26 protein-coding genes and 2 pseudogenes are annotated in these 25,198 nt (G+C 67.8%); 11 read left to right on the top strand and 17 right to left on the bottom strand.

Features of this window, described 5'->3' with window-relative positions; translation table 11 throughout:
- Positions 1-70 precede the first annotated feature (70 nt).
- Positions 71-244, top strand: a complete 174-nt coding sequence (locus tag OG300_RS05170; RefSeq protein WP_405492664.1) for a hypothetical protein — start codon at positions 71-73, stop codon at positions 242-244.
- 1 nt (position 245) lies between these two features.
- Here the strand turns inward: OG300_RS05170 and OG300_RS05165 are convergent, their stop codons facing one another.
- On the bottom strand, positions 246-1,067 hold the full coding sequence (locus OG300_RS05165) for an alpha/beta fold hydrolase (protein WP_405492662.1): 822 nt from the start codon (positions 1,065-1,067) through the stop codon (positions 246-248).
- A 206-nt stretch (positions 1,068-1,273) separates the two neighbouring features.
- On the opposite strand from OG300_RS05165, the gene OG300_RS05160 reads away from it, so the two are divergent.
- Positions 1,274-2,092: a helix-turn-helix domain-containing protein gene (locus OG300_RS05160; RefSeq protein WP_405492660.1), complete on the top strand. Its 819-nt coding sequence runs from the start codon at positions 1,274-1,276 to the stop codon at positions 2,090-2,092.
- Positions 2,093-2,241: 149 nt separating this feature from the next.
- The gene (gene aroQ / locus OG300_RS05155; protein WP_405492658.1) at positions 2,242-2,817 is read left to right on the top strand and encodes a gamma subclass chorismate mutase AroQ; all 576 of its coding nucleotides are present in this window, start codon (positions 2,242-2,244) and stop codon (positions 2,815-2,817) included.
- 42 nt (positions 2,818-2,859) lie between these two features.
- Here the strand turns inward: aroQ and OG300_RS05150 are convergent, their stop codons facing one another.
- From OG300_RS05150 to OG300_RS05140, 3 genes are all read right to left on the bottom strand, one after another.
- The gene (locus tag OG300_RS05150; protein ID WP_405492656.1) at positions 2,860-3,474 is read right to left on the bottom strand and encodes a class I SAM-dependent methyltransferase; all 615 of its coding nucleotides are present in this window, start codon (positions 3,472-3,474) and stop codon (positions 2,860-2,862) included.
- 146 nt (positions 3,475-3,620) lie between these two features.
- Positions 3,621-4,739 carry a TfoX/Sxy family DNA transformation protein gene (locus OG300_RS05145; RefSeq protein WP_405492654.1) on the bottom strand — a complete coding sequence of 373 codons (1,119 nt, stop codon included), beginning with the start codon at positions 4,737-4,739 and terminating at the stop codon, positions 3,621-3,623.
- A gap of 108 nt (positions 4,740-4,847) precedes the next feature.
- Complete coding sequence (locus tag OG300_RS05140; protein ID WP_405492652.1) at positions 4,848-5,300, bottom strand: DUF4282 domain-containing protein; 453 nt, start codon at positions 5,298-5,300, stop codon at positions 4,848-4,850.
- A 525-nt stretch (positions 5,301-5,825) separates the two neighbouring features.
- On the opposite strand from OG300_RS05140, the gene OG300_RS05135 reads away from it, so the two are divergent.
- Positions 5,826-6,578, top strand: coding sequence for a helix-turn-helix domain-containing protein (locus OG300_RS05135; RefSeq protein ID WP_405492650.1), 753 nt, complete (start codon positions 5,826-5,828; stop codon positions 6,576-6,578).
- Here the strand turns inward: OG300_RS05135 and OG300_RS05130 are convergent, their stop codons facing one another.
- Positions 6,579-8,030 carry an MFS transporter gene (locus OG300_RS05130; RefSeq protein ID WP_405492648.1) on the bottom strand — a complete coding sequence of 484 codons (1,452 nt, stop codon included), beginning with the start codon at positions 8,028-8,030 and terminating at the stop codon, positions 6,579-6,581.
- 113 nt (positions 8,031-8,143) lie between these two features.
- On the opposite strand from OG300_RS05130, the gene OG300_RS05125 reads away from it, so the two are divergent.
- Positions 8,144-8,716, top strand: coding sequence for a TetR/AcrR family transcriptional regulator (locus OG300_RS05125; protein WP_405492646.1), 573 nt, complete (start codon positions 8,144-8,146; stop codon positions 8,714-8,716).
- Here OG300_RS05125 and OG300_RS05120 read toward each other — a convergent pair whose 3' ends face one another.
- Together OG300_RS05120 and OG300_RS05115 are read right to left on the bottom strand one after the other, a co-directional pair.
- Positions 8,717-10,003 (bottom strand): NtaA/DmoA family FMN-dependent monooxygenase, encoded by a 1,287-nt coding sequence (locus tag OG300_RS05120; protein ID WP_405492644.1) that lies wholly within the window; start codon positions 10,001-10,003, stop codon positions 8,717-8,719.
- Positions 10,000-10,920, bottom strand: coding sequence for a TIGR03564 family F420-dependent LLM class oxidoreductase (locus tag OG300_RS05115; protein WP_405492642.1), 921 nt, complete (start codon positions 10,918-10,920; stop codon positions 10,000-10,002). Before OG300_RS05115 ends, OG300_RS05120 begins: the two co-directional genes overlap by 4 nt.
- Before the next feature lie 227 nt (positions 10,921-11,147).
- Between OG300_RS05115 and OG300_RS05110 the strand changes: the two genes are divergently transcribed.
- Both OG300_RS05110 and OG300_RS05105 read left to right on the top strand, forming a co-directional pair.
- Complete coding sequence (locus OG300_RS05110) at positions 11,148-12,233, top strand: MHYT domain-containing protein (protein WP_405492640.1); 1,086 nt, start codon at positions 11,148-11,150, stop codon at positions 12,231-12,233.
- Positions 12,234-12,362: 129 nt separating this feature from the next.
- Positions 12,363-13,952 carry a Na+/H+ antiporter gene (locus OG300_RS05105; protein ID WP_405492638.1) on the top strand — a complete coding sequence of 530 codons (1,590 nt, stop codon included), beginning with the start codon at positions 12,363-12,365 and terminating at the stop codon, positions 13,950-13,952.
- Positions 13,953-13,958: 6 nt separating this feature from the next.
- Here the strand turns inward: OG300_RS05105 and OG300_RS05100 are convergent, their stop codons facing one another.
- A complete protein-coding gene (locus tag OG300_RS05100; protein ID WP_405492637.1) occupies positions 13,959-15,020 on the bottom strand; it encodes a YdcF family protein in 1,062 nt (353 codons plus the stop codon).
- 215 nt (positions 15,021-15,235) lie between these two features.
- Here OG300_RS05100 and OG300_RS05095 point away from each other — a divergent pair, with 215 nt between their 5' ends.
- Positions 15,236-15,649 (top strand): hypothetical protein, encoded by a 414-nt coding sequence (locus OG300_RS05095; RefSeq protein ID WP_405492635.1) that lies wholly within the window; start codon positions 15,236-15,238, stop codon positions 15,647-15,649.
- Between the two features lie 11 nt (positions 15,650-15,660).
- On the opposite strand, the gene OG300_RS05090 is transcribed toward OG300_RS05095, so the two are convergent.
- From OG300_RS05090 to OG300_RS05075, 4 genes and pseudogenes are all read right to left on the bottom strand, one after another.
- Positions 15,661-16,260, bottom strand: coding sequence for a hypothetical protein (locus OG300_RS05090; RefSeq protein WP_405492633.1), 600 nt, complete (start codon positions 16,258-16,260; stop codon positions 15,661-15,663).
- Between the two features lie 173 nt (positions 16,261-16,433).
- Positions 16,434-16,994 (bottom strand): annotated as a pseudogene (locus OG300_RS05085) (ethanolamine ammonia-lyase light chain EutC); the annotation flags it as partial.
- Positions 16,995-17,294: 300 nt separating this feature from the next.
- Positions 17,295-17,621: pseudogene (locus OG300_RS05080) on the bottom strand (ethanolamine ammonia-lyase light chain EutC); the annotation flags it as partial.
- Complete coding sequence (locus tag OG300_RS05075; RefSeq protein ID WP_405492631.1) at positions 17,618-19,036, bottom strand: ethanolamine ammonia-lyase subunit EutB; 1,419 nt, start codon at positions 19,034-19,036, stop codon at positions 17,618-17,620. The gene OG300_RS05075 and the pseudogene OG300_RS05080, both read right to left, overlap by 4 nt.
- A 140-nt stretch (positions 19,037-19,176) precedes the next feature.
- Here OG300_RS05075 and OG300_RS05070 point away from each other — a divergent pair, with 140 nt between their 5' ends.
- A complete protein-coding gene (locus OG300_RS05070) occupies positions 19,177-20,043 on the top strand; it encodes a rhomboid-like protein (RefSeq protein WP_405492629.1) in 867 nt (288 codons plus the stop codon).
- Here OG300_RS05070 and OG300_RS05065 read toward each other — a convergent pair.
- From OG300_RS05065 to OG300_RS05055, 3 genes are all read right to left on the bottom strand, one after another.
- Complete coding sequence (locus tag OG300_RS05065; RefSeq protein WP_405492627.1) at positions 19,942-21,129, bottom strand: cation:proton antiporter; 1,188 nt, start codon at positions 21,127-21,129, stop codon at positions 19,942-19,944. The two genes, OG300_RS05070 and OG300_RS05065, sit on opposite strands and share 102 nt — an antisense overlap.
- Before the next feature lie 4 nt (positions 21,130-21,133).
- A complete protein-coding gene (locus tag OG300_RS05060; RefSeq protein WP_405492625.1) occupies positions 21,134-21,616 on the bottom strand; it encodes a cation:proton antiporter regulatory subunit in 483 nt (160 codons plus the stop codon).
- Positions 21,617-21,696: 80 nt separating this feature from the next.
- Positions 21,697-22,080, bottom strand: a complete 384-nt coding sequence (locus tag OG300_RS05055; RefSeq protein WP_405492623.1) for a DUF952 domain-containing protein — start codon at positions 22,078-22,080, stop codon at positions 21,697-21,699.
- Positions 22,081-22,279: 199 nt separating this feature from the next.
- On the opposite strand from OG300_RS05055, the gene OG300_RS05050 reads away from it, so the two are divergent.
- A complete protein-coding gene (locus OG300_RS05050; RefSeq protein WP_405492621.1) occupies positions 22,280-22,564 on the top strand; it encodes a hypothetical protein in 285 nt (94 codons plus the stop codon).
- Positions 22,565-22,654: 90 nt separating this feature from the next.
- On the opposite strand, the gene OG300_RS05045 is transcribed toward OG300_RS05050, so the two are convergent.
- Positions 22,655-23,065 carry a DUF4345 domain-containing protein gene (locus tag OG300_RS05045; RefSeq protein WP_405492619.1) on the bottom strand — a complete coding sequence of 137 codons (411 nt, stop codon included), beginning with the start codon at positions 23,063-23,065 and terminating at the stop codon, positions 22,655-22,657.
- 99 nt (positions 23,066-23,164) lie between these two features.
- Here OG300_RS05045 and OG300_RS05040 point away from each other — a divergent pair, with 99 nt between their 5' ends.
- Positions 23,165-23,761: a TetR/AcrR family transcriptional regulator gene (locus tag OG300_RS05040; protein ID WP_405492617.1), complete on the top strand. Its 597-nt coding sequence runs from the start codon at positions 23,165-23,167 to the stop codon at positions 23,759-23,761.
- A gap of 65 nt (positions 23,762-23,826) precedes the next feature.
- Here the strand turns inward: OG300_RS05040 and OG300_RS05035 are convergent, their stop codons facing one another.
- Positions 23,827-25,152, bottom strand: a complete 1,326-nt coding sequence (locus OG300_RS05035; protein ID WP_405492615.1) for an aldehyde dehydrogenase family protein — start codon at positions 25,150-25,152, stop codon at positions 23,827-23,829.
- Positions 25,153-25,198 lie beyond the last annotated feature (46 nt).

Raw genomic sequence — 25,198 nt, 5'->3', positions numbered from 1 at the left:
CTCGGCACAATCAGAGCAATCTCGACCGAATCCGGCACTGCCCGATAAGAAGTACCTCGAATTACTCACCATGGCGATGGACAATGCGGGCACTGCCGAACGATTGATCGACTACGAACGCGTACTTCAACCGTCCGCCAGCCACTCGATGCTGATCGACCTCGCGATCAAGCGAATCCGGGACGACATACGGCGAAAGCGACGGACGGTGTTCGCGGTAAGCGTTGGGCGCGCGGTCAAGTGATTCAGTTCTCGATGAAGGTGAGGAGGTCTTCGTTGAATTGGGTTGCGTGGGTGGCGTATATGGCGTGGCCTGCGGTGGGGTATTGCTTGTAGGTGCTGTGGGGGATGAGTTTGGCGGTGCGGTGGCTGGAGGCTTCTATGGGGACGGATTGGTCGGCGTTGCCGTGGACTATCAGGGTGGGGAGCGTGATCGCCGTGACGTCGGGGCGGTGGTCGACGTTGAAGATTTCTCGGCGTACGGCGACGGTGGCGTAAGGGGAGGCGGTTTGGCAGCGGCGGATTTCGGCGTCGATCATGGCTTGGCTGACGTTGTTGTTCAGGTGGGTGGCGAAGTAGCCCTGGGCTCGGTCGGCGAACCAGCGGGGGCGGTCGGTGCGGAGTTGGGTGATGTCGGATTCGTTGATGGCTTCGGGGAGGCCTTCGGGGTTGTCTTCGGTGTGGCGCAGGTAGGGGAGGGTGGCGGCTAGGAAGGCGACGCGCGAGACTCGGGATTCGCCGTGGCGGGACAGGTAGCGGGCGGCTTCGCCGCCGCCTGCCGAGTGGGCGACCAGGGTGATGTCGCGGAGGTCGAGGAGTTCAATCAGGGCGGCGAGATCGTCTGTGCGGGTGTCGATGTCGTAGCCCGAGGATGGCCGGTCGGAGCGGCCGTGGCCGCGGCGGTCGAGCATGACGCAGCGGTAGCCGTGGTCGAGGAAGAACGGGACCTGGTATTCCCACATGTCGGCGTTGAGGACCCAGCTCGCGACGAAGACTATCGGTGCGCCCGAGCCGTAGTCCTCGTAGGCCAGACGTGTTCCGTCGGTTGGTGTTTCGAAGAAAGGCATGTGGGCTCCTCGGGGATCGGCGGCGGTTCTTTTTCGACCGTAGTGAGCGGCCTGCCTAGAAACGATTACGTCGGAGGTAAATCAACCTGGCAGTGCGGCATCGATGGATGCGGTGGGTGCGATCGATCGCACAGTTGGTTGCGACGGATATGCGGGGCTCGGTACGGTCACTCGGCTACATCGAGACCAGTTCGCAGGGGGTACGTGTGCCAGAGGCCGGTAATGCGTTCGGCGATCTGCTGCGGGCCTGGCGGCGAGCCCAGGGCGTCAGTCAACTCGAACTCTCCAGCAGCACCGGGGTGTCCGCGCGCCACCTCAGCTTCCTGGAGACCGGCCGCGCCACACCCAGCCGCGCGATGACACTGAGGCTGGCGGGCGAGCTGAAAGTTCCCGCACGGGAGCGGAATACGTTACTGATCGCTGCGGGCCACTCCCCCGACTATGTCGAAAGCATGTGGGAAGCACCGGAAATGGCGACGGTCCGGGAGGTCGTCGATCGAATTCTCTACAGTCACATGCCATTTCCGGCATTGGCCACTGACCCGATGCGCAATATCGTGCGAGCCAATCCCTCCGTCGCGATCTTCACCGAGCAACTGGCTCCGCATCTGCTCGGCGACAACGGGATCGGCGGGAATGTGGCACGAATGGTGCTGCACCCCGAAGGCCTCTCGACCCATCTGGTGAACCTGGCCCCGATCCGTGCCGCCATGCTCGAATACCTGCGCGCCCAACTGTCCGCCCGGCCCGATCCCCGGATCGCGGCGCTACTGCTCGAATGCGAGTCGTACCCTTCCCCACCGGCCCTCACCGAACCCGATCCGCACGGCAGCGTCCTGCTGTCCGGACAACTCCGGTGGGGCGACCGCATCCTGAGCTTCTACAGCACCCTGCTGACCTTCGGGACCGCCACCAATCCGGCGTTCACCGACCTCACCTTGGATCTCGTGTTCCCCGCCGACCTGGATACCGCGGATTTCATGCGGGAGTTCGCAACCCGTTTCGAGACTGCGGCCGTGAACTAGGTCCGGAACCGCCGCCGTCGGGTCGGTCAGCTTCCAGTCGAAACGGCGGGTGATGGCAGAGTGGGCGGAGCGGCCGCGGACTCGGCGGTCGTCGCCTCGGCGAACTCGCGGCCGCGGCGGTCCGGATTCGACGAGAAGGATGGGCGCAGATGAAGGCCTTGGCCGTTGCCGCCGTGTCATCGATCATGCTGTTGAGCGGGCAGGCGGGCCAAGCGGCCGCCGCACCACCGACGGACTCCCTCGATCAGCTCGTGGGACTGCTGGCCGCACGCATCGGCACCGCGGACACCGTGGCGGAGATCAAATGGGCCGCGGCGCAGCAGGACAGCTCGCAACCCGTGATCGACGACCCGGCACGTGAGGCCACCATTTACGACGCCATGACGCAGCTGGGCGCGCAGCACGGCCTGCCCGAGACCTGGGTGCGGCAGGTGTTCGCGGGTCAGATCGATGCCAGCAAGCTGGTGCAGCGCGGCCTGGTGACGGTGTGGGAATCCGGTGTGGCCCACGCACCCACGCCGACAACGGATCTCGCGGGTATTCGCCCGGTGATCGACCGACTCAACACCTCGATCATCGACGAAATGTCCGACCGGAGAGCCGAATTGACCGGCCCCGGGTGCGCGGCGCGAGTCACGGCCAGCGTGGTCGCAGTCGGCGCGCGCCAGCCCGATGATCTGCATCAGGCTGCGCTGATCCAGGCCGCCGTCCCACTGTGCGATTGATGCCCAGATCCCGGAGCCTCGGACTGGCAGACCCAGCCGACCTCACTCAGCACGAGAGAACACCGCTACCTGAAAGTCGGAGTCGGCGGTGAACGGGCGCAGGTCCCAGGTTCCGAGCCGAAGATCCGTTGTGAGACCGGCACTTTCGGCGTCCGCCAAGAAGTCGGAGAATTCGTAGCCACGGTCCGCGCCGAAGCCGACGACGGCCCGGCCGGTGGGGGCGAGGTGGCGGGCGAAGGCGGTCAACACCGCGGTGCGGGTGGACGGGGCCAGGAAGGTCATGACGTTTCCCGCGCACACGATGGCGTCGAAGTCGGCGGCGACGCCACGACTGGGCAGGTCGAGTTCGGCGAGGTCACCGACGAGCCAGGTCGGGCCGGGGTGGTCTTGTTCGGCAGCGGCGATCAGCACCGGGTCGACGTCCACGCCGACCACCGTGTGGCCCGCGTCATGCAGGTAGCCACCGATGCGGCCGGGCCCGCAGCCCGCATCCAGCACGCGACTGCCACGACCGAGCATGGCGTCGATCATCCGCGCCTCCCCCACGATGTCCGCGCCCTCGGCCGCCATCGTCCGGAACCGTTCCACGTACCACGTCGAATGCGCGGGGTCGGCTGCGGTGAGCTCCTCCCACTGACTTGGGGTACGTCCGCTCATGGCCTGGTCCTCCTCGTTGTTCGAGCCCGCCTTCCACCCCAGACTGCCACCGCGACGCCGACCCGGATCGGGCGGGACCGTCGCCCGCATCAAGATCAAGGAGTTCTCGACGTGAGAGATTGTCCGAATCCGGTCGCTGACAGCTCCTAGTACGCCGACCTCGCAGCACGAATGGGTGCTCGATAGCGCCGGGGCCGGAGAACCGGTTCGGCCGTTCGTCCCGGACCGAGTTCGGCGAGCAACTCCTGCCTGCGCTCCGGGCTGACGACGCGAGGGTCGCGAAACGTCAGCGTGCCCTCCATCGCCCACAGCATGTCGAGGGTCAGGCCTGGCACGGCGGCGGCGCGCATGCGGCGGTATGCCTCGGCCGCGCCGACGTCCGCGAGTTCGTCGAGGGTGGTGACGGCAGCGGCGGCCAGCATGGCGGCGGCCTCGACTCCCAGTGCACGACTGTTGTAGTCGCGGATTTTCAGGTGGGCGTCGCCTCGGACGTATTCGGCTTCGCGCCAGACCGCGGGGCGCAGGGCGTCGGGGTCGGTGGGGGCGTCGGGGCGGGAGCGGACCTGGGCGCGGGCTCGGCCGGCGACGCTGACCATGGGGCGGAAGCGGCGGAAGATCTGGATCTCGCCGTTGTAGCCGCGATCCCAGGGGCCGAGGTAGACATAGTCGGTGCCGGATCGGTTGTCCGCGTTGAGGGCTGACGCGCGCAATGCCCAGGCGCGGGCTTCATCGGGCGAGCCGGGGGTGAGGACCAGGAGACCGCTTCGGCTGGTGACGCCTCCGTTGCCCTGACGGTGGCGGTACGAGTCCCACCACGCTTCCAGCGCCTCGGGTTCCGATGTCCGGTCGAGGCCGAAGGTGTGCCAGCGCACGGTGCCATCCGAATGAGAAAGCGGCATCGCAGCTTTGAGTTGTCTGGCCGCACGCTCGTCGAACGGCGTGCACCAACCGGGTACCAGCACGATCGGGTCGGCCGGATCCGCGTCGAAGGGGTTCGGGGTCACGAACTGCCGGTCGATGAGCACGATCGTGCCCGGACGGGCCTGATACGACAGCCCCCACAGCAGTCGCGCCAGCAGTCGCGCGCCGTGCCCGTCCGACAGCACGTGCCAGGTGTCGTGGAACCGATTGGTGCTGAACCGAACCTGCGTTCCGGGTCGCAGGGTGATCACCGTGTGGACGCCGCCGACCGACCGCACCTGGTGTCGGTGCAGTTTGATGCCGTCGGTGACGGCTCGGGCGGTGGCCGGGCGCTGTTGTTTCATCGCGGTCCATGACGCCACAGCGGTGGCCCCATGGACAAGCGATTTTCTCCGGCCGCATGAACGACACTCGGCCACTACCCGATTCGAGGCGGTACTCGCCGGTGCGGCCTACGGCGCCGAATTACGAGTGCGTAGCGCGTGCATGTCGTCGCCCATTCGGAAAACGACCATGACGAATTCCAGCGCGACCCGATAGAACAGCACCAGCATGAAGACGTAGATCGGGCAGACGATGATCAGGGTGAAGAATCCGACCGCGGTGCTGACCGCGAATCCCAGGACTGCCAGCGCCAGTGCACCCAGGACAGCCACGGCCATCGCGAGGATGTAGAGGATCTTGATGACCGAGGGTGTGACGAAAGACGTGAAGCCGAAGTCGAATAGGGATCCGAAGAATCCCCTGGGGCCTTCACCGGCTGCCCCGGCACCGGCAACCGGCTGGTAGGCGGGTTGCCCGGGCGACGGGTACTGCGGTCCGGGGCCGGATTGATATTGAAAACCAGGGGGCTGGTATTGCGGAATGCCTTGTCCGCCTGGACCTTGCGGAGGTTGATTCGTCATGAGCAGACCCTCCCTTGGAGTAGATATCAGGGGCGCTCATCGCAATGGTGACACAGCCGCCATGCCCATACACGAATACGGCAAATTCGCGCACCCGCCGAGAATTGAACGAACCGACCAGTGCGATAACGGCTTTCGCGAATTCCCACCGCCGAGTGAAACGACCCCGGGAAATACCGAGCACACTATTTCCCGCGCACCCGAGCAGCGCCGCAACGAGATACGCGCCGGACCTCGACCAGGCGCCGCTCGGGGACGAGTTGCCGGGGTGCCGATTCGTCGACCCGGCGGGTACAGCCGACGATCTCGCGGCAGGCGGAAAGTAGGCGGTGCCGGTGGGCTGACGCGCTCCCCACCGACGCATCAGCCCCCTGACGACGAACGACTGGGGGCCGCTTTCTGCGCAGGTTCCAGCACCCGCTAAAGCCTCGATCGCGGGCGTGAGAAAGTCAATGACCGTTTGTCGCACCTGGGGTGCGACTCGGTGCACGGTGTTGTCGGAACGATGAAGCAAGGTTGAGGTGTATGTCCAAAGGGCGGCTGGCGATTTTCGTGCGGGCGCGTCGCGATTCTCTCGGGATGACGCAGGCTCAGGTGGCGGAGCGCGCCGGATGGTCGAAGTCGGCGATCGAGAAGGTCGAGGCGGGCACGCTGGTGCCGAGTCTGGAGTTCGCGGGTGCGCTGTTCGATACGCTCGCGGTGCCGTACCTGTATCGGGAGCGCATCATCGCCGCCCTGTATCCGGGTGCGCTGGCCCATATTCTGGGCCGCACCTCGACCGTGCCGGATGCCGACGATCTGGCCGATCTGGAATTCCTGCCCTACCCGGCCGCCTACCTGATGCTGCCCGAGTGCATGGTGCTGGGCGCGAATACCGCATGGGCCGAAGCGTTTCCGGGTTCCGCGCGCACCCCGAACCTGCTGCACTACCTGTTCACCGAACCGGCCGCGTGGACCGCGCTTGCGGAGTGGGAGCGCCTCGCGCATACCCTCACCTACGGCATCCGCATGATGGGCCCGATCGTGCTGCCCGAGTCCACCTACGCGGAGATCATCGACGGTTGCCGGTCGCATCCCGAGTTCGAGCGCCTCTACACCACCGATCCGGCCGTGCACGCGCCCATGCAACCGCGGCTCGAGATCACGCACCCGGTCACCGGCGAAACCCGAACCGTGTGTCTGCGCATCGACAAACCGCATCTGCCGCACAGTCCGTGGGTCACCTACCGCCTCGTCCCGGTGCGGGACGAGGCGGTCGACAACCCGCCGCGCGTCTAGCTAGCGCACGGCCCGGGGATTGCGGAAGGTCAACGCCACCAGGAAGGTGAGCGCCGCGATTCCCGCGGCCGCCGCGAAGGCGGTGGTCATGCCGCTGATCAGCGCGTGCTGCGCGGATCCGCCCGCCGCCCGCGACGCGGTCCCGAAGACGGTGACCAGGATGGCGAGTCCGAGCGACGCGCCGGTCTGCTGCAGGGTCTGCATGGCCCCGCCCGCCGCACCGGCCTCGTGCGGGTCGACGTTCGACATGATGATGACGTTGAGCGGCGAGATCGCCAGTCCCATACCGCAACCCATGAGCACCATGGCCAGGAACAGCAGCGGGAAGTATCCGCTGTCGCCCGAGAGCTGGGTGAGCACGAGCAGTCCGGCCACCAGGAACGCCGCACCGGCCATGGTCAGCGGTTTCGGGCCGAAGCGCGGCAGCAGCCGCGGGATGGTGCGGATGATGGAGAACATCAGCAGCGCGGTGGGCAGGAACGCGAAACCTGTTGCCAGCGCGCTCAATCCAAGGATGTCCTGCAGGAACTGGGTGAGGAAGAAGAACATCGAGGTGCCCGCCATCGGCACGAGGAACATATTGGCGTAGGCGGCGGCACGGTTGCGGTCGGTGAAAAGACGCAGCGGCAGTAGCGGTTTGGCCGCTCGCGATTCGATGACGAGGAACGCGGCGATGAGCGCGGAACCGGCCGCGAGCGAGATATCGGTGGCGGGTGTCCCCCACCCGTGTGAGGCGGCGCTGATGAAGCCGTAGACGAGAGCGGCCACGCCGGTGGTGGCGGTCACCGCGCCGGGCAGGTCGAGGCGGGTCGGATGCCGTTGCGCGACCGGCAGATACCGCAGCGCGAGTGCCACCACCACGATTCCGAAGGGCACGTTGATGAACAGCACCGACCGCCAGCTCAGCCATTCGGTGAGCAGTCCGCCGACGATGAGTCCGATGGCGAAGCCCGCGCTGGACATGCCGGAGAACAGTGCCAGCACCCGGATCCGGGCCTTGGGTTCGGAGAAGGTGGTGGTCAGCAGGGCGAGGGTGTTGGGCCCGGCCATCGCGCCGCCGATGCCCTGCAGCACGCGGGCGGCCAGCAGCAGCCCGGCCGACGGGGCGAGCCCGCCCGCCAGGGAGGCCAGGGTGAACAGGGCGGCTCCGGCGATGAAGAGGTTGCGGCGGCCGAGCAGGTCACCGGCGCGTCCGCCGAGCAGCAGCAGTCCGCCGAAGGCGAGGGTGTAGGCGTTCATCACCCAGGACAGTCCGGTCGCGCTGAAGTGCAGGTCGTGCTGGATGCGCGGCAGGGCGACATTCATGACGGTGATGTCGAGGACGATCATCAGCTGACAGGTCAGCAGGGTGACCAGCACGATGTTCGCCCGTAGTGGCCGGGTGGGTGGCGCGTCGATCCGCGGATCGACGGCAACGTTCGAAGAAAGGGTGGTCGACAAGGGATGCTCCATCGAATGAAGTGAAGCGGAGGTCTCCTCCGCTTCCACTGGAGCTATCATATGGAGGGTTCCTCCATTTACGCAAGCCTATCCGGAGGGTCCATCCGTTTTCTAGTGGAGGGTTCGTGGACGCACCACCGACCGGAAAGCCGATGCGCGCCGATGCCAAACGCAACTACGAGCGGATCATCGACACCGCTCAGCAGGCCTTCGCCGAGCTGGGCCCCGACGCACCGCTCGAGGAGATCGCCCGGCGCGCGAGTGTCGGCATCGGCACCCTCTACCGGCACTTCCCCAATCGCGACGTGCTCATCGAGGCCGTCTACCGCTCCAGCATCGAGCAACTCAGCGACCGCGCTCATGTGCTACTCGAGGAGCACCCGCCGGTCGAGGCATTCGAGGTGTGGCTGCGCGAGAACGTGCAGTGGGTGATGGCCAACCGCAGCCTCGCCACCACACTGAAGGCCGGTATGGACCACAACTCCCCCACCTTCGGCCTGTGCCGCACGGCGATCACCGGCGCGGCCGCCACACTGCTCGAGGCCGCACAGCAGGCGGGCGGCATCCGCGCCGACATCGAACCGCGGGACGTACTGAAGTTGGGGCACGGCATCGGAATCGCCTGCGAGGCAACGCCGGATGCCGCCGAGCGTCTACTCGCCGTGACGCTCGACGGCCTGCGCACCATCCCGGGCTGATCAGTCCGGCAGGGCGGGCAGCTCCAGGTTCTCGCGCAATGTCCTTGCGCGGTAACCGGTTTCGACGATGCCGCGGCGGCGCAGCTCGGGAAGCAGCCCGTTCAGAAGGAAGTCGCGGGTACGTGGATCGGCGAGACCGCCGAGCGTGATGACGTCGAGCACGCCCGCGTCGTAGCGTTCGGCGATTGCGTCGGCCAGCTGTTCGGGCGTACCCGCTGCGGCCCAGTGCCCGGTGTCCTTGGCCGCGATGATCAACTCCCGCAGCGTGTTTCCCGACCGGGCGAAGGCGTTGAAGATCTCCACCCGCCCCTGCCGCCGCTGTACCGATCGCACATCGGGCAGCAGTCGTTCCGGAATCGGCTGGTCCAGCGGCAGTTCCGACAGGTCGATGTCGCCGCCGAGCATATCGGCGAGCCCCAGCCGTCCGGCGTCGAAGTCGGTGGCCTCCTCGCGTTCGCGCACCAGCCGCCGCACCTCCTGTTCAGAGGCGCCGTAGGTCGCGTGGAACGAGCTCATGATCAGCGGCAGTCCATCGGCGCGACCCAATTCGGCTGCGCGGGAACGGATCTTCTTGGTGTAGACGACCGCGTCCTCCAGGGTCGGCAGCGAGGTGAACACGACCTCGGCGAAGCGCGCGCCCAACTCGATGCCGCCCTCGGACTGACCGGCCTGGAACTGGACGGGCCGCCGCTGCGGCAGCGACGGGATGTTCAACGGCCCACGCACGGTGAAGAATTCGCCGACATGCTCGATCGGCCGCACCAGGTCCGGGTCGAGACGCGCGCCGCCGCGACCGTCCGGGGTGAGCGCGCCGGGCCGCCAGCCGTCGAACAGCGCGTTGACGACCTCGATCGATTCGGTGGCGCGCCGGTAGCGTTCCTCCGGGCGCGGCAGGTCCCCGCCGCCGTAGTTCTCTTCGCCCAGCGAGGAAGTGACGGCATTCCAGGCGGCACGGCCATTGCTGACGTGGTCGAGGGTGCCGAACAGCCGGGCCAGGTTGTAGGGGTGATGGAAGGTCGTGGTGACCGTCGCGATCAGTCCGATGCGAGAGGTCACGGCGCTGAGGGCGGCCAGGAAGATCAGGGGCTCCTGCGCGCCGATCGCGCCCTGCGCCCCGAAGGCGAGCAGGTCGGCGGCGAACAGGGCATCGAACCCGTTGGCCTCGGCGAGTTCGGCGATCTCGATGGCCGAGGCGATGGTGGAGCGTTCCGGGTCCAGCGCGTCGGCGTAGACATCGGGTGAACCGCTCACTCCGGTCACGATTTTCAGGGGTCGGCGAGTGCTCATCGGGACCCTCCCGCCGCGAGTTCACCGAGCAGCTTCCAGGTGCGCTGCTGATCGTCTTCGCCCGCCAGGTCGGTGGAAGTCAGCACCACCTCGGTGGCTCCGGCGTCGAAGTAGCGTTGAATCTCGGCGGCGACGGTCTCCTCGTCGCCGATGATCGCGAGGTCCGCGGCGCGCCGCACACCTTCGAGTTCGATGACCCGGCGGTAGGAGGGCACCTGCTCGTAGAAGGCCAACTGCTCCACGGCTTTCGCGCGAACACCCTCGACATCGGCGGTGACCACGGCGGGCACGAAGGCGACGACGCGCGGGGCGGCGGCCGAGGCGGCGGTGACGGCGGGCACAATGTGCTCGCCGAGGGTCCTGGGTCCCGCCAGATAGGGCAGTATGCCGTCGGCGAGTTCGCCGCTCACCCGCAGCGCCTGCGGGCCCATGGCCGCGACCAGGACCGGGACCCGGGGTGTCGCCCCGGCGAGCGTCGCGGGCCACGGCGGGGTGACGGTGAGCAGTTCACCGTGCAGGTCGGCGGTGCCGGTGTCGAGGAGTTCCCGCACGCCGGTGAGGAATTCGCGCAGGCGTGCGATGGGCCGATCGAACGGCAGCCCGAAAGCGCCTGCGGCGAACGCCGATCCGAGGGCCAGGCCCAGGTGGTAGCGACCGTGCGTGGCGGCCTGTGCGGTCTGCGCCTGCGCCGAGACCAGCAGCGGATGCCGCCCGATCACCGGTATCGCCGAGGTGCCGACCTGTAGTTCGGGCACCTCCCGGCCGACGATCGCCGCCAGCAGCGGCGAGTCGTAGTCCATTCGCTGCCCGAACCAAACCGAGTGCACGCCGTGCCCGGCGACGAGCCGGGACTGTCGCACGATCTCGTCCACATAGTTGGCGGGGCCAGCCGCTGCCAGAGCTACACCGAGGGTCATGACTGTGCGCAACACCGGCGCGACAGGTGGGTGTTCCCGCACCCCGGTGTTGGAATCACCCTGATCACAAGGGTTTTCGAGGTGCCATGGGAGCATTGAGAATTCCCACTCGGAAACACTCTCGATAAATGATTCCGTTTCAATTTCCCAATCCGAACCTTGCCCGGTAGTGTGCGGCCGTCGCAACAGCGATCCTGCGAAACCCCTGTTCTGGCAATGGAGTTCGTGTGCTGGAAATTCACCACTTCAGCTACGGGTGGGTGACCCCCGTACTGGCATACCTGATGTCTCTCATCGGATCCCTGCTCGGATTGCGATGCACGGCGCGCGCTCGCACCGGGGAAGGGCGTGAGGGCTGGCTCATCGCGGCCGCGGTCGCCATCGGCGGCACCGGCATCTGGGTGATGCATTTCGTCGCCATGCTCGGCTTCTCGATCCACGGCGCCGATATCCGCTACAACGTGCCGTTGACGCTGTTCAGCGCGGCGCTGGCGGTCGGCGTGGTCTGGGTGGGCCTGTCCATCGTGGCCCGCGAACCGATCGGCCGCTGGCCGTCGCTGCTGATCGGCGGGACGATCACCGGTATCGGCGTGAGCGTCATGCACTACTGCGGCATGTACGCCATGAACACCGACGCCATGATCGACTACAACCCCGTCCTGGTGGTGGCCTCGGTGGCGATCGGCATCGTCGCGTCCATCGTGGCGCTGTGGTTCACGCTGGTCATCACCGGTCTCTACGCGACGGTCGGCGCGGCACTGATCATGGGAGTCGCGGTGTGCGGCATGCACTACACCGGTATGGCGGCGATGAGCGCGCACGAGATGGACCACATGGTCACGCCGTCCGGTTCCGAGCCGATGGATCTGCTGGCCCCGTTGATGATCATCGTGAGCATCGTGACGCTGGTGCTGCTCATCCACGTCGGGCTCACCGAGGTCGACGAGCGCAGCATGATGCCGGATCCGCAGACCGTTCGGCCGCAGGCGCCGCAGCCGCCCCAGGCCGCGTGGTCGTTGCAGTCGAATCAGGCGGCGGCGAAGCCGGTTCGGAGTTCGGCCCGGCGGCGCGCGGCGGCCTCGGATCCGCAACAGTCCAGCGGCGGTGACTACCGCACCGCGGGTCTGTACGAGCCGGCCTCCGATTACCGGGCTCCGGGTCGGCACGAGGCGGGCGATCTGCGCGCGGCCGGCCAGTACACGACGGCGTCGGCGAGTCCGCGATCGCTGCAGGAACAGCCGGAACTGCTCGAACACAACCTCGAGGCGCTGCGGCGTTCTCCCCTGCCGCAGCCGGGTCACAACCGGTTCTGATAGCCCGGCGGTCCCGGGTGTGAGCCGCGTCCGCTCCCGGCCGGGATTACTGAGAGTTCCCGGATCGGTTCGCTGAGAATACGGACCGGTTGTTCGACTTTGCGGCGTCTCGGCAGCAAACTGACTGCCATGGAGGACCACCAGCTGGAGCTGATCTTCGCGGTTCTGTTCGCGACCATCCTGGCCCAGCCGCTCGGACGGCGGCTGGGCCAGGCTCCGGCGGTGCTCATGACGGCGTTCGGGGTGGTGCTCGCGCTGATTCCCGCGGTACCCGATATCCACATCGACCCGAAACTCATCCTGCCGCTGGTGCTGCCGCCGCTGCTCTACGCGGCCGCGCGGCGCACCTCGTGGCGGCAGTTCGCGGAGAACTGGGAAGCCATCAGCCTGCGGGCGGTGGTGCTGGTCATGGTCACCACGGTGGCGGTGGCCGCGGCCTTCCACTACTGGTATCCGAGCGTCCCGATCGCGGCCGCGGTCGCGCTCGGCGCGCTGGTCGCGCCCCCGGACCCGGTCGCGGTCTCGGCACTGGCGGGCAAGCTCGGTCTGCCGCGCCGCCTGGTCGCGGTGCTCGAGGGCGAGGGCCTGTTCAACGACGTCACCGCGATCGTCATCTACACCGCCGCGATCCAGGCGGTGGCCACCGGTTCGTTCTCGGCCTGGCACGCGCTGCGCGACTTCGCGGTGTCGGCGATGGTGGGCGCGGTGGTCGGACTCGTGTTCGGCTGGGCCGGAAGCAAACTCATGGGTTGGCTGGGGGAAGCGCCGTGGCGGGTGGCGCTGGGTCTGCTGCTGCCGTTCGCCGCCTACGGGGTGTCGGAATCGCGCGGTGGGTCCGCGGTGCTGGCGGTGCTGGTGTGCTCGCTGTATCTCACCGACGCGGCGAACGATTTCAGCGACAGCGACTATCGAATGGTCGGCGACTCGTTCTGGGAGATCACCGAAATGCTGGTCACCGGTTTCGCTTTCGGGTTGATCGGGCTGGAACTGAGCACCGTCATGCACGAGGCGGGACCGGAGTGGCCGCGGCTGATCGCGGGTGCGGTGGCCGCGATCGCCGTGGTGGTCGGGCTGCGTCTGATCTGGCTGCTGTGCACCACCGCGATCTTCCGGACCTGGTGGCGCAGCCGCGACAAGGACGAGCCGTACACCTGGCGGGAAACCGTCGTGACCTGGTGGGCCGGGATGCGCGGGGTGGCGACAGTGGCGCTGGCCCTGGCCATTCCGCTCACCACGGACGACGGGAAGCCCTTTCCCGGTCGCACCGAGATCCTGTTCACCGCGATCGCGGTCGTGCTGTTCACGCTGCTGATCCAGGGGCCCACGCTGCCCGCCGTGGTGCGGGCCACGGGCGTGCACGCCGACACCGGCGTCGAGCGTGCCATCGAACGCCAGCTGTGGGAACGGGTGCTGCGGGCGGAAATGACCAGGATCAAGGAGATCGCCGATACCGAGGACCTGCCCGACGAGGTGTACGAGCGGCTGCGGGCGGGCTTCGAACGCCGTCTCGCACAGGCGGATCCGGAGGCCGCCGACACCATTGCCCGAATGAACACCGATCGGCAGGTGGTGTTCGGTAAGAAGATGCGCCGCTACACCGGCGAGGTGATGGCGGCGGGACGCGCCGAGGCCTTGGCCGCGCGCCGTGAACCCGGGATCCCGCCGGATGTGGTGGATCGGGTCATGCGCCGCCTGGACCTGCGTTCCGGCGGGGCCTGACCGACGTCATCCGGCGTCTATACCGGATGAGGAGTAGCTCACGATCAGCAAGGCGGCCATGGCGGCGACCAGCACTCCCCCGACCGCGAGGTTCACGCGGCGATGGGTCACCAGGACCGCGACGAATTCGCGCAGGAACGCCGAGGGTACGAAGTAGCGAGCGGTCCGCGCGCCGGTCACCTGGGCGTGCAGGCCGAGGTGACGGCTCAGCGCGGCGGTCCGCAGCACGTGGAAGTCGCTGGTCACCACCGTCATTCGGATCTCGTCCGGGTCGATGCCGCGCCCGCGCAGCACCTCGGCGGTCATACGAAGGTTCTGTTCGGTATTGCGGGAGTGGTTCTCGCGCACCAGGTTCTCGCTCGCGATGCCCGCGGCCTCGAGATAGTCGGCCATGGCGTCGGCTTCCGCCACGGATTCGCCCGGACCTCGACCGCCGGAGGTCACCAATAGCGGTGTGCCGCCGTGCTCCTGCTCGGATCGGAACACCTCGGCCGCGCGATCCAGCCGCGACGCGAGCAGCGGCGTCACCTCCTCACCGCGCAGTCCGCAACCGAGCACCACCACCACATCCGCTCCCGGCGGCTGCGGCAACCGCGCGTACAGCACGGCGTATCCGGTGAACGCGATCAGCTGCACCAGAATCAGCATGCCCAGCAGCGTGATCGTGACCAGGGCGGCGGTCCGCCAGGCCGGAGAGTGCGCATCGCTGATGGCCCCGAAAGCCAACAGCGGCAAGGCGATCAACCCGACCCCCGCCAGCGGCGCGACCGCCGTAGCCAGCCGCAACCCCTCCCGGCGGGTCAACACCACCCCGTTGATCAGCAACCCCGCCCCCGCCGCCAGCAGCGACAGCGGCGGCAACAACACCAGCAGCAGCACCACCAACTCCACCGCCGGCCCGGGCGCGACCACATGCAACGCCCGCACCACCCACAGCGCCAGTAGTACGGCGGCGGCAAACAGAATCAGCCCGGTGGAGATACGGCGTGGATCCCTGATGACCCGGATCGTCCCGATCATCGCCAGTGCCCCACCGAGTACAGGTAGCGCGATATCCAGCACCGCCATCGCCGATCCTCCCTCCGCGACACCTCCACACGCCTGGTCCGCCCGATCGTATCCGCCCCCGCATTCAAGATCAGGGAGCTGACACCGCGGACTTCCGCCCGTCAACCCCCGCCGACGGCTCCTTGATCGTGCTGAGTTCCGCGCGAGTGCGGGATTGTCGGCGGGGAATGTGATCATGCTGGCGGACAAGCGAATTGCCGAGTGATGGGTTTGGAATGGGCAGTCGGGAGTGGGACAGCTTCGCTACGAATCTTGCCGGGATGCTGCACCGCACGCCCGTCGAGAGCGTGGTGGAGTTGACGGTGGGGACGCGATTCCTCTACTTCTTCCCGGGGTATGACGCGGGCGGGCACTATCTCGGTGTCGAGGTGTGTGACGACATCAGCGAATCGGGGCGGGAGTATCTCGCGGACGCTGCCTGGTATGCCCCCTACCCAGGTGATTTCCACTGGCGACGAGAGATTCGGAAGCCGGACGCCGTCGACTATCGGAAGATCTGGCTCGTCGAACATCGGCGTCTGGTCCGTGACTACGAGACCCGCCCCGACCATCACGAGGCCATGGTCTACCTCGCCGCCATCCACACCCTCACCCGACGGCTGGCCCACAACAGCAGGCCGGCCAACTGAGTTCTCAGCTGTCAGGCAGTGTCGACCGCGGTGTCACCGATCGCAGGGGTGGGCCGGGTACGGAGCCGGTGAAAGAGCGCGCCGAGTACCGCGACCGGCAGGAACACCATGTACACCGCCAAAAACAAGCGGTTCTCCTGGGCGACCGCAGTGAGGTAGGTGCTGTGATCGATGACCTGTACAGTGCCGTGGATGTTGAGTCCGTAGGTGTTGTGGACACTGTCGTACTGCGGCTGTCCGGCTGGCAAGTCGGTGTTCAGCGTGATGAACGCCAGCACCGCTCCGGCAAGGGTGAACGCTATGAGCGCGACAGCCGCCGGACGCGGAACCGCAGCGGTGAGGGCTCGCCAGGCCATCGGAAGCTCGCCGAGTGGGCGCCGTCCGAGCCCGGTGTACCTGGTCGTCACGAAAAATGACCAGCAGAACAGCGGAAACACCAGCACCATAATCGGTACGAATACATCGTGCGGCGGTGCCATCGAGCGCACGAGAGTGAGTATGTAGAGAACGCTGGCAGCCAGCAAGGCCACCGAGCCGCCGACCCAGACGATCAGGCTGATCCGCCGCGCAGCCGACGAATCGATGAAGCGGACACTATCGGAATCGGTCACGTGTTGAATGATGAGCTGACCCGCTCACCCCGGCAAGCAGCTACATCAAGCATCACACGCCAACCAGCTTCCGAGTTCTCGGATGCCCTCTTAGCGATACGCCCGGCACCGATTCAGCGAACGGACGGCGGTGGTCGGATCCGGAGTGGTTCCAGGACAAGACTTTCGGTGCGTCAGGCCGGGGTTCGGGGCGGATCCTGTGCGTCGAGGAGCAGGGGGATTGCCGATGGGCGGCGGTCTTCCGGATCGGCGGGCGTGTCCAGTACCACCGGGGTCGCGGGTTCGAGGGTGGCGCCGGTGGTGTCTTTCAGGTCGACGCCGGAGCGGCCGAGGCGGTGGGCTCCGTCGATGAGGGCGGTGGCCACCTGGGCGGCGCGGTGGTAGGTGAGGCCCTCGGGTGGGTGAATGTTGGAGATGCAGTTGCGTTCCGAGTCTGCGCGGCCGGGGCGGGGGTGGTGGGTGAGATAGATGCCGAGGCTGTCGGCTACCGAGAGGCCTGGGCGTTCGCCGATGAGGACGAGAACGGTGGTGACGCCCTGGGCGGCGGCGATGTGGTCGGCGAGGGCTACCCGGGATTGGGTGGCGATCACCGGCGGGGCGAAGGTGTAGCGGTCACCGAGGGCGGCTAGCAGGGCCGCGAGCATGGGGGCGCCGTGGGCCGTGAGGGCGCGGGGAGAGAGGCCGTCGGCCAGCACCACGCCGATGTCGGCTCCACTGTGGGGCATTGCCGAAAGCGCTTCCAACGCAACAGGATCAACACCCTCCCCAATGTCGGATCCGACCCCAACTCCAAACCCTCCCCCAACTCCTACTCCGACCTCCGCTCCCCGCGCCGCCCCGACTTCTGCTCCAGCCTCGACTCCCGGCACGATCTCAGCTTCAGCTCCCCGCCCAGCTCCAGCTCCAGTCCCAGCTCCAGCTCCAGCTCCAGCTCCGGCTCCGGCTCCGGCTCCGGCTCCGGCTCCGGCTCCGGACCAGACGGTGCGGCCCGACGAGGAGCCGGGTTCCACTGGGCGGGCGGCCTTTACGCCGCCGGGCAGTCGGCCGAGGTCGGGGCGGCGGAGGTATTCGGAGCGGTCGGTGGCCTGGCTGTGGACGTGGATGGGTTCGCCGAGGCCCAGGGCGGCCAGTTCGTCGGCCAAGGTTGCGATGTCGAGTGGTTGGTGGACGGCGTCTCGGGCGGCGGCGTGGGCGGCTCGGAATTCGAGGACTTCGGTGGTGGGGAGGGCGTCGCCGGTGCGGCCCAGGCCGATTCGAGCCTGGGTGGTGCGGCGTAGTTCGGTCCAGAAGGCTTGGGCGGCAACCTCATCGGGGCGGGCACCGCTCACAGCGCTTGCTGCGACGTCGTCGCGGTTGGTCATGCCGCCTCCGCTGCGGCCAAGGCACGCAGTGGAGACGCCAGTGGCGGTATGGGCAGTATGCGACCGTCGGCGCCCAGCATGCCGAGTCCGTCGAGCCAGGCCGCGAATTCGGGAGCGGGTCTGAGCCCCAACACTTTTCGAGCGTAGAGCGCGTCGTGGTAGGCGAGGCTCTGGTAGCCGAGCATGACGTCGTCGGCGCCGGGGACGGCGATCACGAAGGCGCAACCTGCCGCGCCGAGCAGGGTCAGCAGCGTGTCCATGTCGTCCTGGTCGGCTTCGGCGTGGTTGGTGTAGCAGACGTCGACGCCCATGGGCAGGCCGAGGAGTTTGCCGCAGAAGTGGTCTTCGAGCCCGGCGCGGATGATCTGCTTACCGTCGTAGAGGTATTCGGGTCCGATGAAGCCGACCACGGTGTTGACCAGCAGCGGGTCCAGGTCGCGGGCAACCGCGTAGGCACGGGTCTCGAGGGTCTGCTGATCCACCGGCTTCCCGCCGACGCCCAGGTGCGCTCCGGCCGAAAGCGCCGAGCCCTGACCGGTTTCCAGGTACATGACGTTGTCGCCGACCGTCCCGCGTCGCAGCGACCGCCCGGCCTCGTTGGCTTCCCGCAGCAGCGAGATGTTCACGCCGAAGCCGGAATTCGCACCCTCGGTGCCCGCGATGGACTGGAACACCAGATCCACCGGCGCACCGGCCTCGATCAGCCCGAGCGTGGTGGTGACGTGCGAGAGCACGCACGACTGGGTCGGGATGGCGAAGCGCTGCCGCACCTCGTCGAGCAGGTGCAGCAGATCGGCGGTGGCGCGCGGGGAATCGGTGGCCGGGTTGATGCCGATCACCGCGTCCCCGCACCCCAGCAGCAGTCCGTCGAGCACCGCGGCCGCGATCCCGCGCGGATCGTCGGTCGGATGGTTGGGTTGCAGCCGGGTAGCCAGCGTGCCGGGCAGCCCGATGCTGGTGCGGAATCCGGCCCGCACCACTGTCGCCTTGGCGACCGCGATCAGATCCTGATTGCGCATGAGTTTGCTGACGGCGGCCACCATTTCGGGCGTGAGCCCGGGTGCGACGGCGGCCAGTGTGGCCGCGGCGTCTGTGCTGGCGGCCGCGTGCAGCAGCCAGTCCCGCAACCCACCGACGGTGAGATGCGAAATCGGCTGGAACGCAGCACGATCGTGGCTGTCGATGATGAGCCGGGTGACCTCGTCGGTCTCGTAGGGCACCACCGGCTCGTTCAGGAACACCGTCAGCGGTACCTCGGCGAGCGCCCATTGCGCGGCGGCGCGTTCGGCGTCGGAATGTGCCGCGCACCCGGCGAGTTCGTCGCCGCTGCGGCGCGGGGTGGCCTTGGCCAGCAGGTCGACCAGTCCGTGGAAGGTGTGGGTGGTCCCGGCGAGGCGCTGGTGATACAGGCTCATGCCCCGATCCTCCGGACTCGATGTTGCTGCGGTGTAACCCCTGTTTTCCCGGCGAATTAACCAGCGTTACGCGTGCCGAACCGCACGCCGGGCCCCACGCTTGCACCGGCCGACCGCCACCTGCGGGATAGCATGGCGAAATGGCATCGGGGACCTACCAGCCGCCCTGGCTACGCACCGTCGATCTCCGCGCGGAGCTCCGCGGATTCGGCGACTGGTGGCGACAACCGCACCGATCGCGGCGCGCGATCGGTGCGTACCGCGATCTGCTGGCGGGCACGCCCGCCTGTATCGCCTACGCCTTCACCCTCTTCGTCACGTGGTGGACCCTGCGCGGGGCCAATGACCTGGTGGGGCGGCGGCTGATCTTCTCGGCGTCGACGAATCTGCGCAATATGCAACGGGATCCGATCCAGGTGCTGGTGGCCTCCGCGTTCTGGACCGACGGCGGTTTCCCGTGGGGCGACATCCTGGTCCTGATCACGCTGATGGCGCTGGCGGAACGCTGGCTGGGTTCGCTGCGCTGGATCCTGGTGGTGGCGCTCGGCCATGTCGGCGCCACCCTGATCACGGTCGTCGGTATCGCACACAAGCTGGACAAGCAGCTGATTCCGACCCGGGTGGCGTTCGCCTCGGATGTCGGCCCCAGCTACGGGATCTCGGCGATGCTGGCGGTGTTGGCCTTCCGGCTGCGGGGTCCGGCGCGCTGGCTGTGGGGTCTGGGTGTGCTGGCCTGGTACGCGTACGGCGTGTGGAACGGACGCACTTTCACCGATTACGGCCACTTCTTCGCGGTGCTGATCGGGTTCACGGTGGGTGCGATCGCGGTGGCGCTGTCGCATCGTCTGGTGACGGTGCGCGCGCGGTCGGCGGCACGGGCCGCCGCCGCATCGGCTGCCGCGGACTCAGCCGGGGATCGGGTCGAGGTCGCGGCGGGGACGCTGGAAGAACTGGACGGTGGGCTCGACGATTCGCGCGGCGATCGGTCCGATCACGGCCATCATTAGCACGTAGGCCGAGGCCAGCGCGGCCAGTCGACCGTCGACGCCACCCAGCGAAACCGCCAGTCCCGCAATGACGATGGAGAACTCGCCGCGGGCCACCAATGCGGCCCCCGCACGTGCGCGCCCCATGCGGCGGATGCCCTGCCGCTGCGCCGCCCACCAGCCGGTGCCGATCTTGGTGACCGCGGTGACCACGGCCAGCAGCGCCGCCCAGCCGAGCACGGGCGGTATCGCGCGCGGATCGGTGGTCAGCCCGAAGGCGACGAAGAAGATGGCCGCGAACAGATCCCGCAGTGGTTCCAGCAGTTTCGCGGCCTCGTGCGCGGTGGAGCCGGAGATGGCGATGCCCAGCAGGAACGCGCCGACGGCCGCGGACACGTTGAGCGCCGAGGCCGCGCCCGCCACCAGCAGTGCGGCCCCGAGCAGCTTGAGCAGGAACACTTCCGGATCGTCGGCGTCGACGATGCGGGACACGTAGCGGCCGTAGCGCAACGCCACCACCAGCACCGCGGTGATCGCTACGAGCGCGATGGCAAGGGATTTCGCGCCGGTGGCGAGGCTGAGTCCGGCCAGCATCATGGTGAGGATGGGCAGGTACACCGCCATCGCGAGGTCCTCGAACACCAGGATGGACAGGATGACCGGGGTCTCGCGGTTACCGAGTCGCCCGAGGTCGTTGAGCACCTTGGCGACGATGCCGGAGGAGGAGATGTAGGTGACGCCACCCATGGTGACCGCGCCGACCGGCCCCCAGCCGAGCCACAGTGCCACCAGCACACCGGGTGTCGCGTTGGCGACCAGGTCGAAGAGTCCGGCCAGCCAGGATAGGCGCAGTCCGTCGACCAATTCGGCTGCGGTGTACTCCAATCCGAGCAACAGCAGCAGCAGGACCACGCCGATCTCACCGGCGATGTGACCGAATTCGTTGGCGGCCTGCATCTTCACGATGCCGCCCTCGCCGAAGGCCAATCCGCCCAGAAGGTACAGCGGGATCGGTGACATGCCGAAGCGGCCGGCCAGCCGTCCCAACATTCCGAGTGCGAACAAGATCGCGCCGAGCTGAAACAGGGCTAGGCCGGTCGAATCCATCCGCTCAGCCGTCGGCCAGGATGCGGGCGCAGGCGTCGAGTCCGTGCGGCGTGCCGACTACCACCAGCACGTCCCCGGAGTCGAGGACGAACTCGGGCCCCGGGGAGGGATGTAGTTGTCCCGCTCGCATGATGGCGACGATGGAGGCCTTGGTACGGGTCCGCATCTGGGTGTCACCGAGTCTGCGCCCGCGATACGGGGAATCACCACCGATGGTCAGCTGCCGGGTGGTGATCCCGGGTAGGTCGGAGTGTTCTTCCTTCAACCGCTCGACCAGCTGCGGTGCGCCCAGCAGGTTGGCCAGCACGGCGGCCTCGTCGGTGGTCAGCGGTACCTGCACCTGGCAGGAGTCGGGGTCGTCGCGTTGCGAGACGATGAGGTCGATGCCCCCGTCCCGATGCGACACCACTCCGATGCGCCGTCCCGCTCGGACCTCGAAGTCCTTGCGAGCACCGATCCCGGGCAGCGCTGTCACGTCCACGTTCACCACCCCAGATTAGGACAGACCGCCCGATCCGGTGCACGCAGACGGCATCCAGCGCGATTGTGTCCGCGCCGAACCGTGATTCAGTCCGCGGCCAGCGGCGCGAAGGACCCGTCCGCGCCCGGCACGAACGGCGTGACCTCGGCGACGGCCGCCACCGGCAGCGGACCGTAGAGGTGCGGAAATCGCATCGACTCCGGATCCGAGGGCACCCCCGGCTCCCACTTCACCGGCGATCCGAGCCGCTGCGGATCCAGCCACAGCAGCACCAGATCGGTCCGTCCGGCGAAGAGCCGATTGGCGGGCAGGTGCGCCTGATACGGCGCGGACAGGTGGATGAACCCGACTTCCTCGAGCGAGGGAGCCCGATACTCCCCCGCCGCCTGCGCGGTGTCCCACTCGTCCCGGCCACAAATGTGCAGCAACTGCTCCGGCGTCACGTCCTGTGCGTTTCCCACCCGCCCCAATCTAGGCCAGCGCCACCGGAATCGGCCCGCACCGTCACCGGTCGTCCCCTCCGTGCCGAAGCCGCAGTTCGAGGACCGGATCCGACGCCGAGGGGCGCGCGGATGTGATCCTCGTCAAACACGGCCTAACAGTTACTGTTCAGCTACAGATAAGTGGGTAGTCCCAAATCAGTTCCGAGCGTCTCAACAGGAGGACCGTATGAAGCACCGCGCACTGAAATTGACCGCAGCCGCGGGTATTGCCCTGGCGGCACCCCTGGCGATGACTGCCACCGCGAGCGCCGACGTCTGGCAGCCGATCCCCGGCATCTCGATCCCCCTGCCCGACGGCATGTTCCGCGGCCTGCCCGGCGTCATCGCCACCCCGCCGCCCGGCCCCCAGCACACCGAGGGCGAACCCTGCGAGGGCGACGGCCACTGGGTCCACCTGGACGGCGGCAACGCCGCCCACTACGGCACCGAATGGCTCTGCGCCCACAACTGATCCCGTCCCGAAACCGCCGGGTGGCCTTCGAGTAGAGGTCCCCGGCGGAACCGGAGTCGAACAGATTGCACTCCAGACGATTACGGCCGCCTACTGGGCCGTCGCCACCAGATCGTCTCGGATCGGACGCCCGGTGACCCGACTCAGCAGTGGCGAATACACCAGCGGCGTAACGATTTCCACCACGATCATGGCGATGTAGAACCAGTGCGGCCAGCCCACGTAAGCGACGGTCAGCAACCGCACGAGTCCGCCGACGAAGAACAGCAGCATCAGCAGATGCGCCACCCCCGCGCGCCGATCGAGATCCAGCGCCGCCCACACACAGGCCACCCCGTAGGCACCGAACAACACCATCGAGAACCGCAGATCACCGTCGAGGGTGGCGTTCGGCGTGTTCGCTCCGATGATGGTGCTCGGCCCGATGAAAATGTGCGCCAGCGCGATGAGTACGCACACGATCCCGAAAACGATCAGATACCAACGTAATACGGCTCTCACAGCGGCCTCCCGAAGCCCCGGCCACTAGTAGACGTGTGTCTATTAGCAGTATCGGAAGGGTATCCCCGCTACTACACACGCGTCAACTAGTGTGGAGCGATGCCGCCGCGCCGCCGCCTCACCCCGGACCAGCGTCGCGCCGAACTGCTCGAGATCGGCGCGCGGCTCTTCGCCGAACTGCCCTACGAGCAGGTGCAGATGGACCAGGTCGCCGTCCGCGCGGGCGTCTCCCGCGCCCTGCTCTACCAGCACTTCCCCAAGAAGAGCGCCCTGTTCGCCGCGATCTACCAGCGCGCCGCCGAGGACCTGCAGAACCAGGTCCGCATCTCCCCCGACCTACCCCTGGCCGATCAGGTCGCCGCGGGCCTGGACGCGCATCTCGAGTACTTCGCCGCCAATCGCAATACCGTGCTCGCCGCCAACCGGGCACTGACCGGCGACCCCGTCGTGCAGGCGATCGTCTTCGGTGATCACGCCGCCATGCACGACGTCATGCTCGCCGCGATCGATGCGACCGGCCCCGACCGCGAAGCCGTGTCCGCGATCATCACCTCGTGGCTGATGTTCGTGCACACCCTGTGCCTGGAATGGCTCGAACACGACACCCTCTCCCGGGCCCAGGTCCGCACCTCCTGCATGGGCGCTCTCGCGGGAAGCCTGGCCGCACTGGGGGATTCAGCGCACCAGCAACTTTGATCCGGGCCGCGAACGACGCACCTGCGGTCACACCGATCGCCCACGCCCGCCGAGTCCGGTTCGGCTCAGAACGGCAGCGGGCGGGAGATGTGCACGGAGACATCGTTTATCGCGACGTGGGCCGGGGCGAGCCGGATGGCGGCGTGGGCGGCGGTTTCGGTGTCGCGGGTCCAGAGGCTGACGGCGGGTCCGGCCGGGGAGCGGCGGGCAAGCTCGTAGGCGTGTTCGGCGTTGTCGACCCGCACCACCGGGAGGACCGGGCCGAGGGTCTGCTGGGTGAGGACAGTCATCGTCGGATCGACATCGGCGAGGACCGTGGGGTCGAAGCTGTGGTCGGTGCCGGTGCCGCCGCAGCGCAGGGTCGCGCCCTTCAGCAGTGCGTCCCGCACCTGATCACGCACGAGGGCGACCTGGGTCGCCGAGGTCATGACGCCGGTGCCGATCTCGTCGCCGAGGATGGGTCCGAAGGCGGCGGCCTCGGCGACCAGGCGAACGAGGAAGGCGTCATAGGCGGGAGCCTCGACGTAGATGCGTTCGATGCAGCGACAGCTTTGCCCGTTGTTCGCCAGACCGCCGAGAGCTATTGCGGCAGCGGCCCTGTCGAGGTCAGCATCGGACAAAACGACCGCGGCGGACTTACCGCCGAGGTCCAGGCAGCACGGAATCAGGCGGGCCGCGGCGCGCAGCGCCACCACCTTGCCGGTCTCCATGCTTCCGGTGAAGCGGACATAGTCGACGCTGTCGAGCACCGCCGGGCCGGCCTCGTGCCCGGACACCGTCGCGAAAACCGCTGGCGCACCGATCTTCACCCACCCGGCGGCGAGCGCGCGCAGCGTGAGCGGGGTCTCCGAGGACGGCTTGACCACCACGGCGGCCCCGGCCACCAGGGCGGGCACCGCGTCGAAAACGGCCAGTGCCAAGGGATATGTCCACGGCCCGATCACCCCGACCACCGCACCGGCGGACTGCGCGACCGCGAGCTGCATGGCCGCGCCGGGGCGCAGGGCGACCTGCGGGTGTCGCCCGCCCAGGAATTCCGCGCCGTGCGCGCAGTAGTGGTCGAGGGCATCGAGGGCCAGGCCGAACTCGGCGTCGGCCTCCGTCGCGGGTTTGCCGGTTTCGGCCGCGAGTAGCGCCGCGACCGTATCCCGGTTGTCCAGCAACCAGTTTCGGAACAAGGTCAACCAGTGGATCCGACCGACCACCCCGAGTGAGTGCCAGAGTTCCGCATTGCCGCGGAGTCGCTCGACGGTGGCGAGTACCCGCTCGGGCGGGTCGGTGGGGACGGTGTCGATCACCCGGCCGTCGGCGGGTGCGATCACGGTAAGCATCGGCGGGCGGACCTTTCCGGCATCCGGCACCTGCGTATGTGTGTGGCGCGCGGTGCGCATGAATCTCACCGTATGGCTGAGGGTTTCGGCCGACCAGCTTCCAATC

Source organism: Nocardia sp. NBC_00511 (genome assembly GCF_045161165.1).
Lineage (GTDB): Bacteria > Actinomycetota > Actinomycetes > Mycobacteriales > Mycobacteriaceae > Nocardia.
Note: the sequence above shows the minus strand (reverse complement) of the source record. Positions and strands in the feature narration are given on the sequence as shown.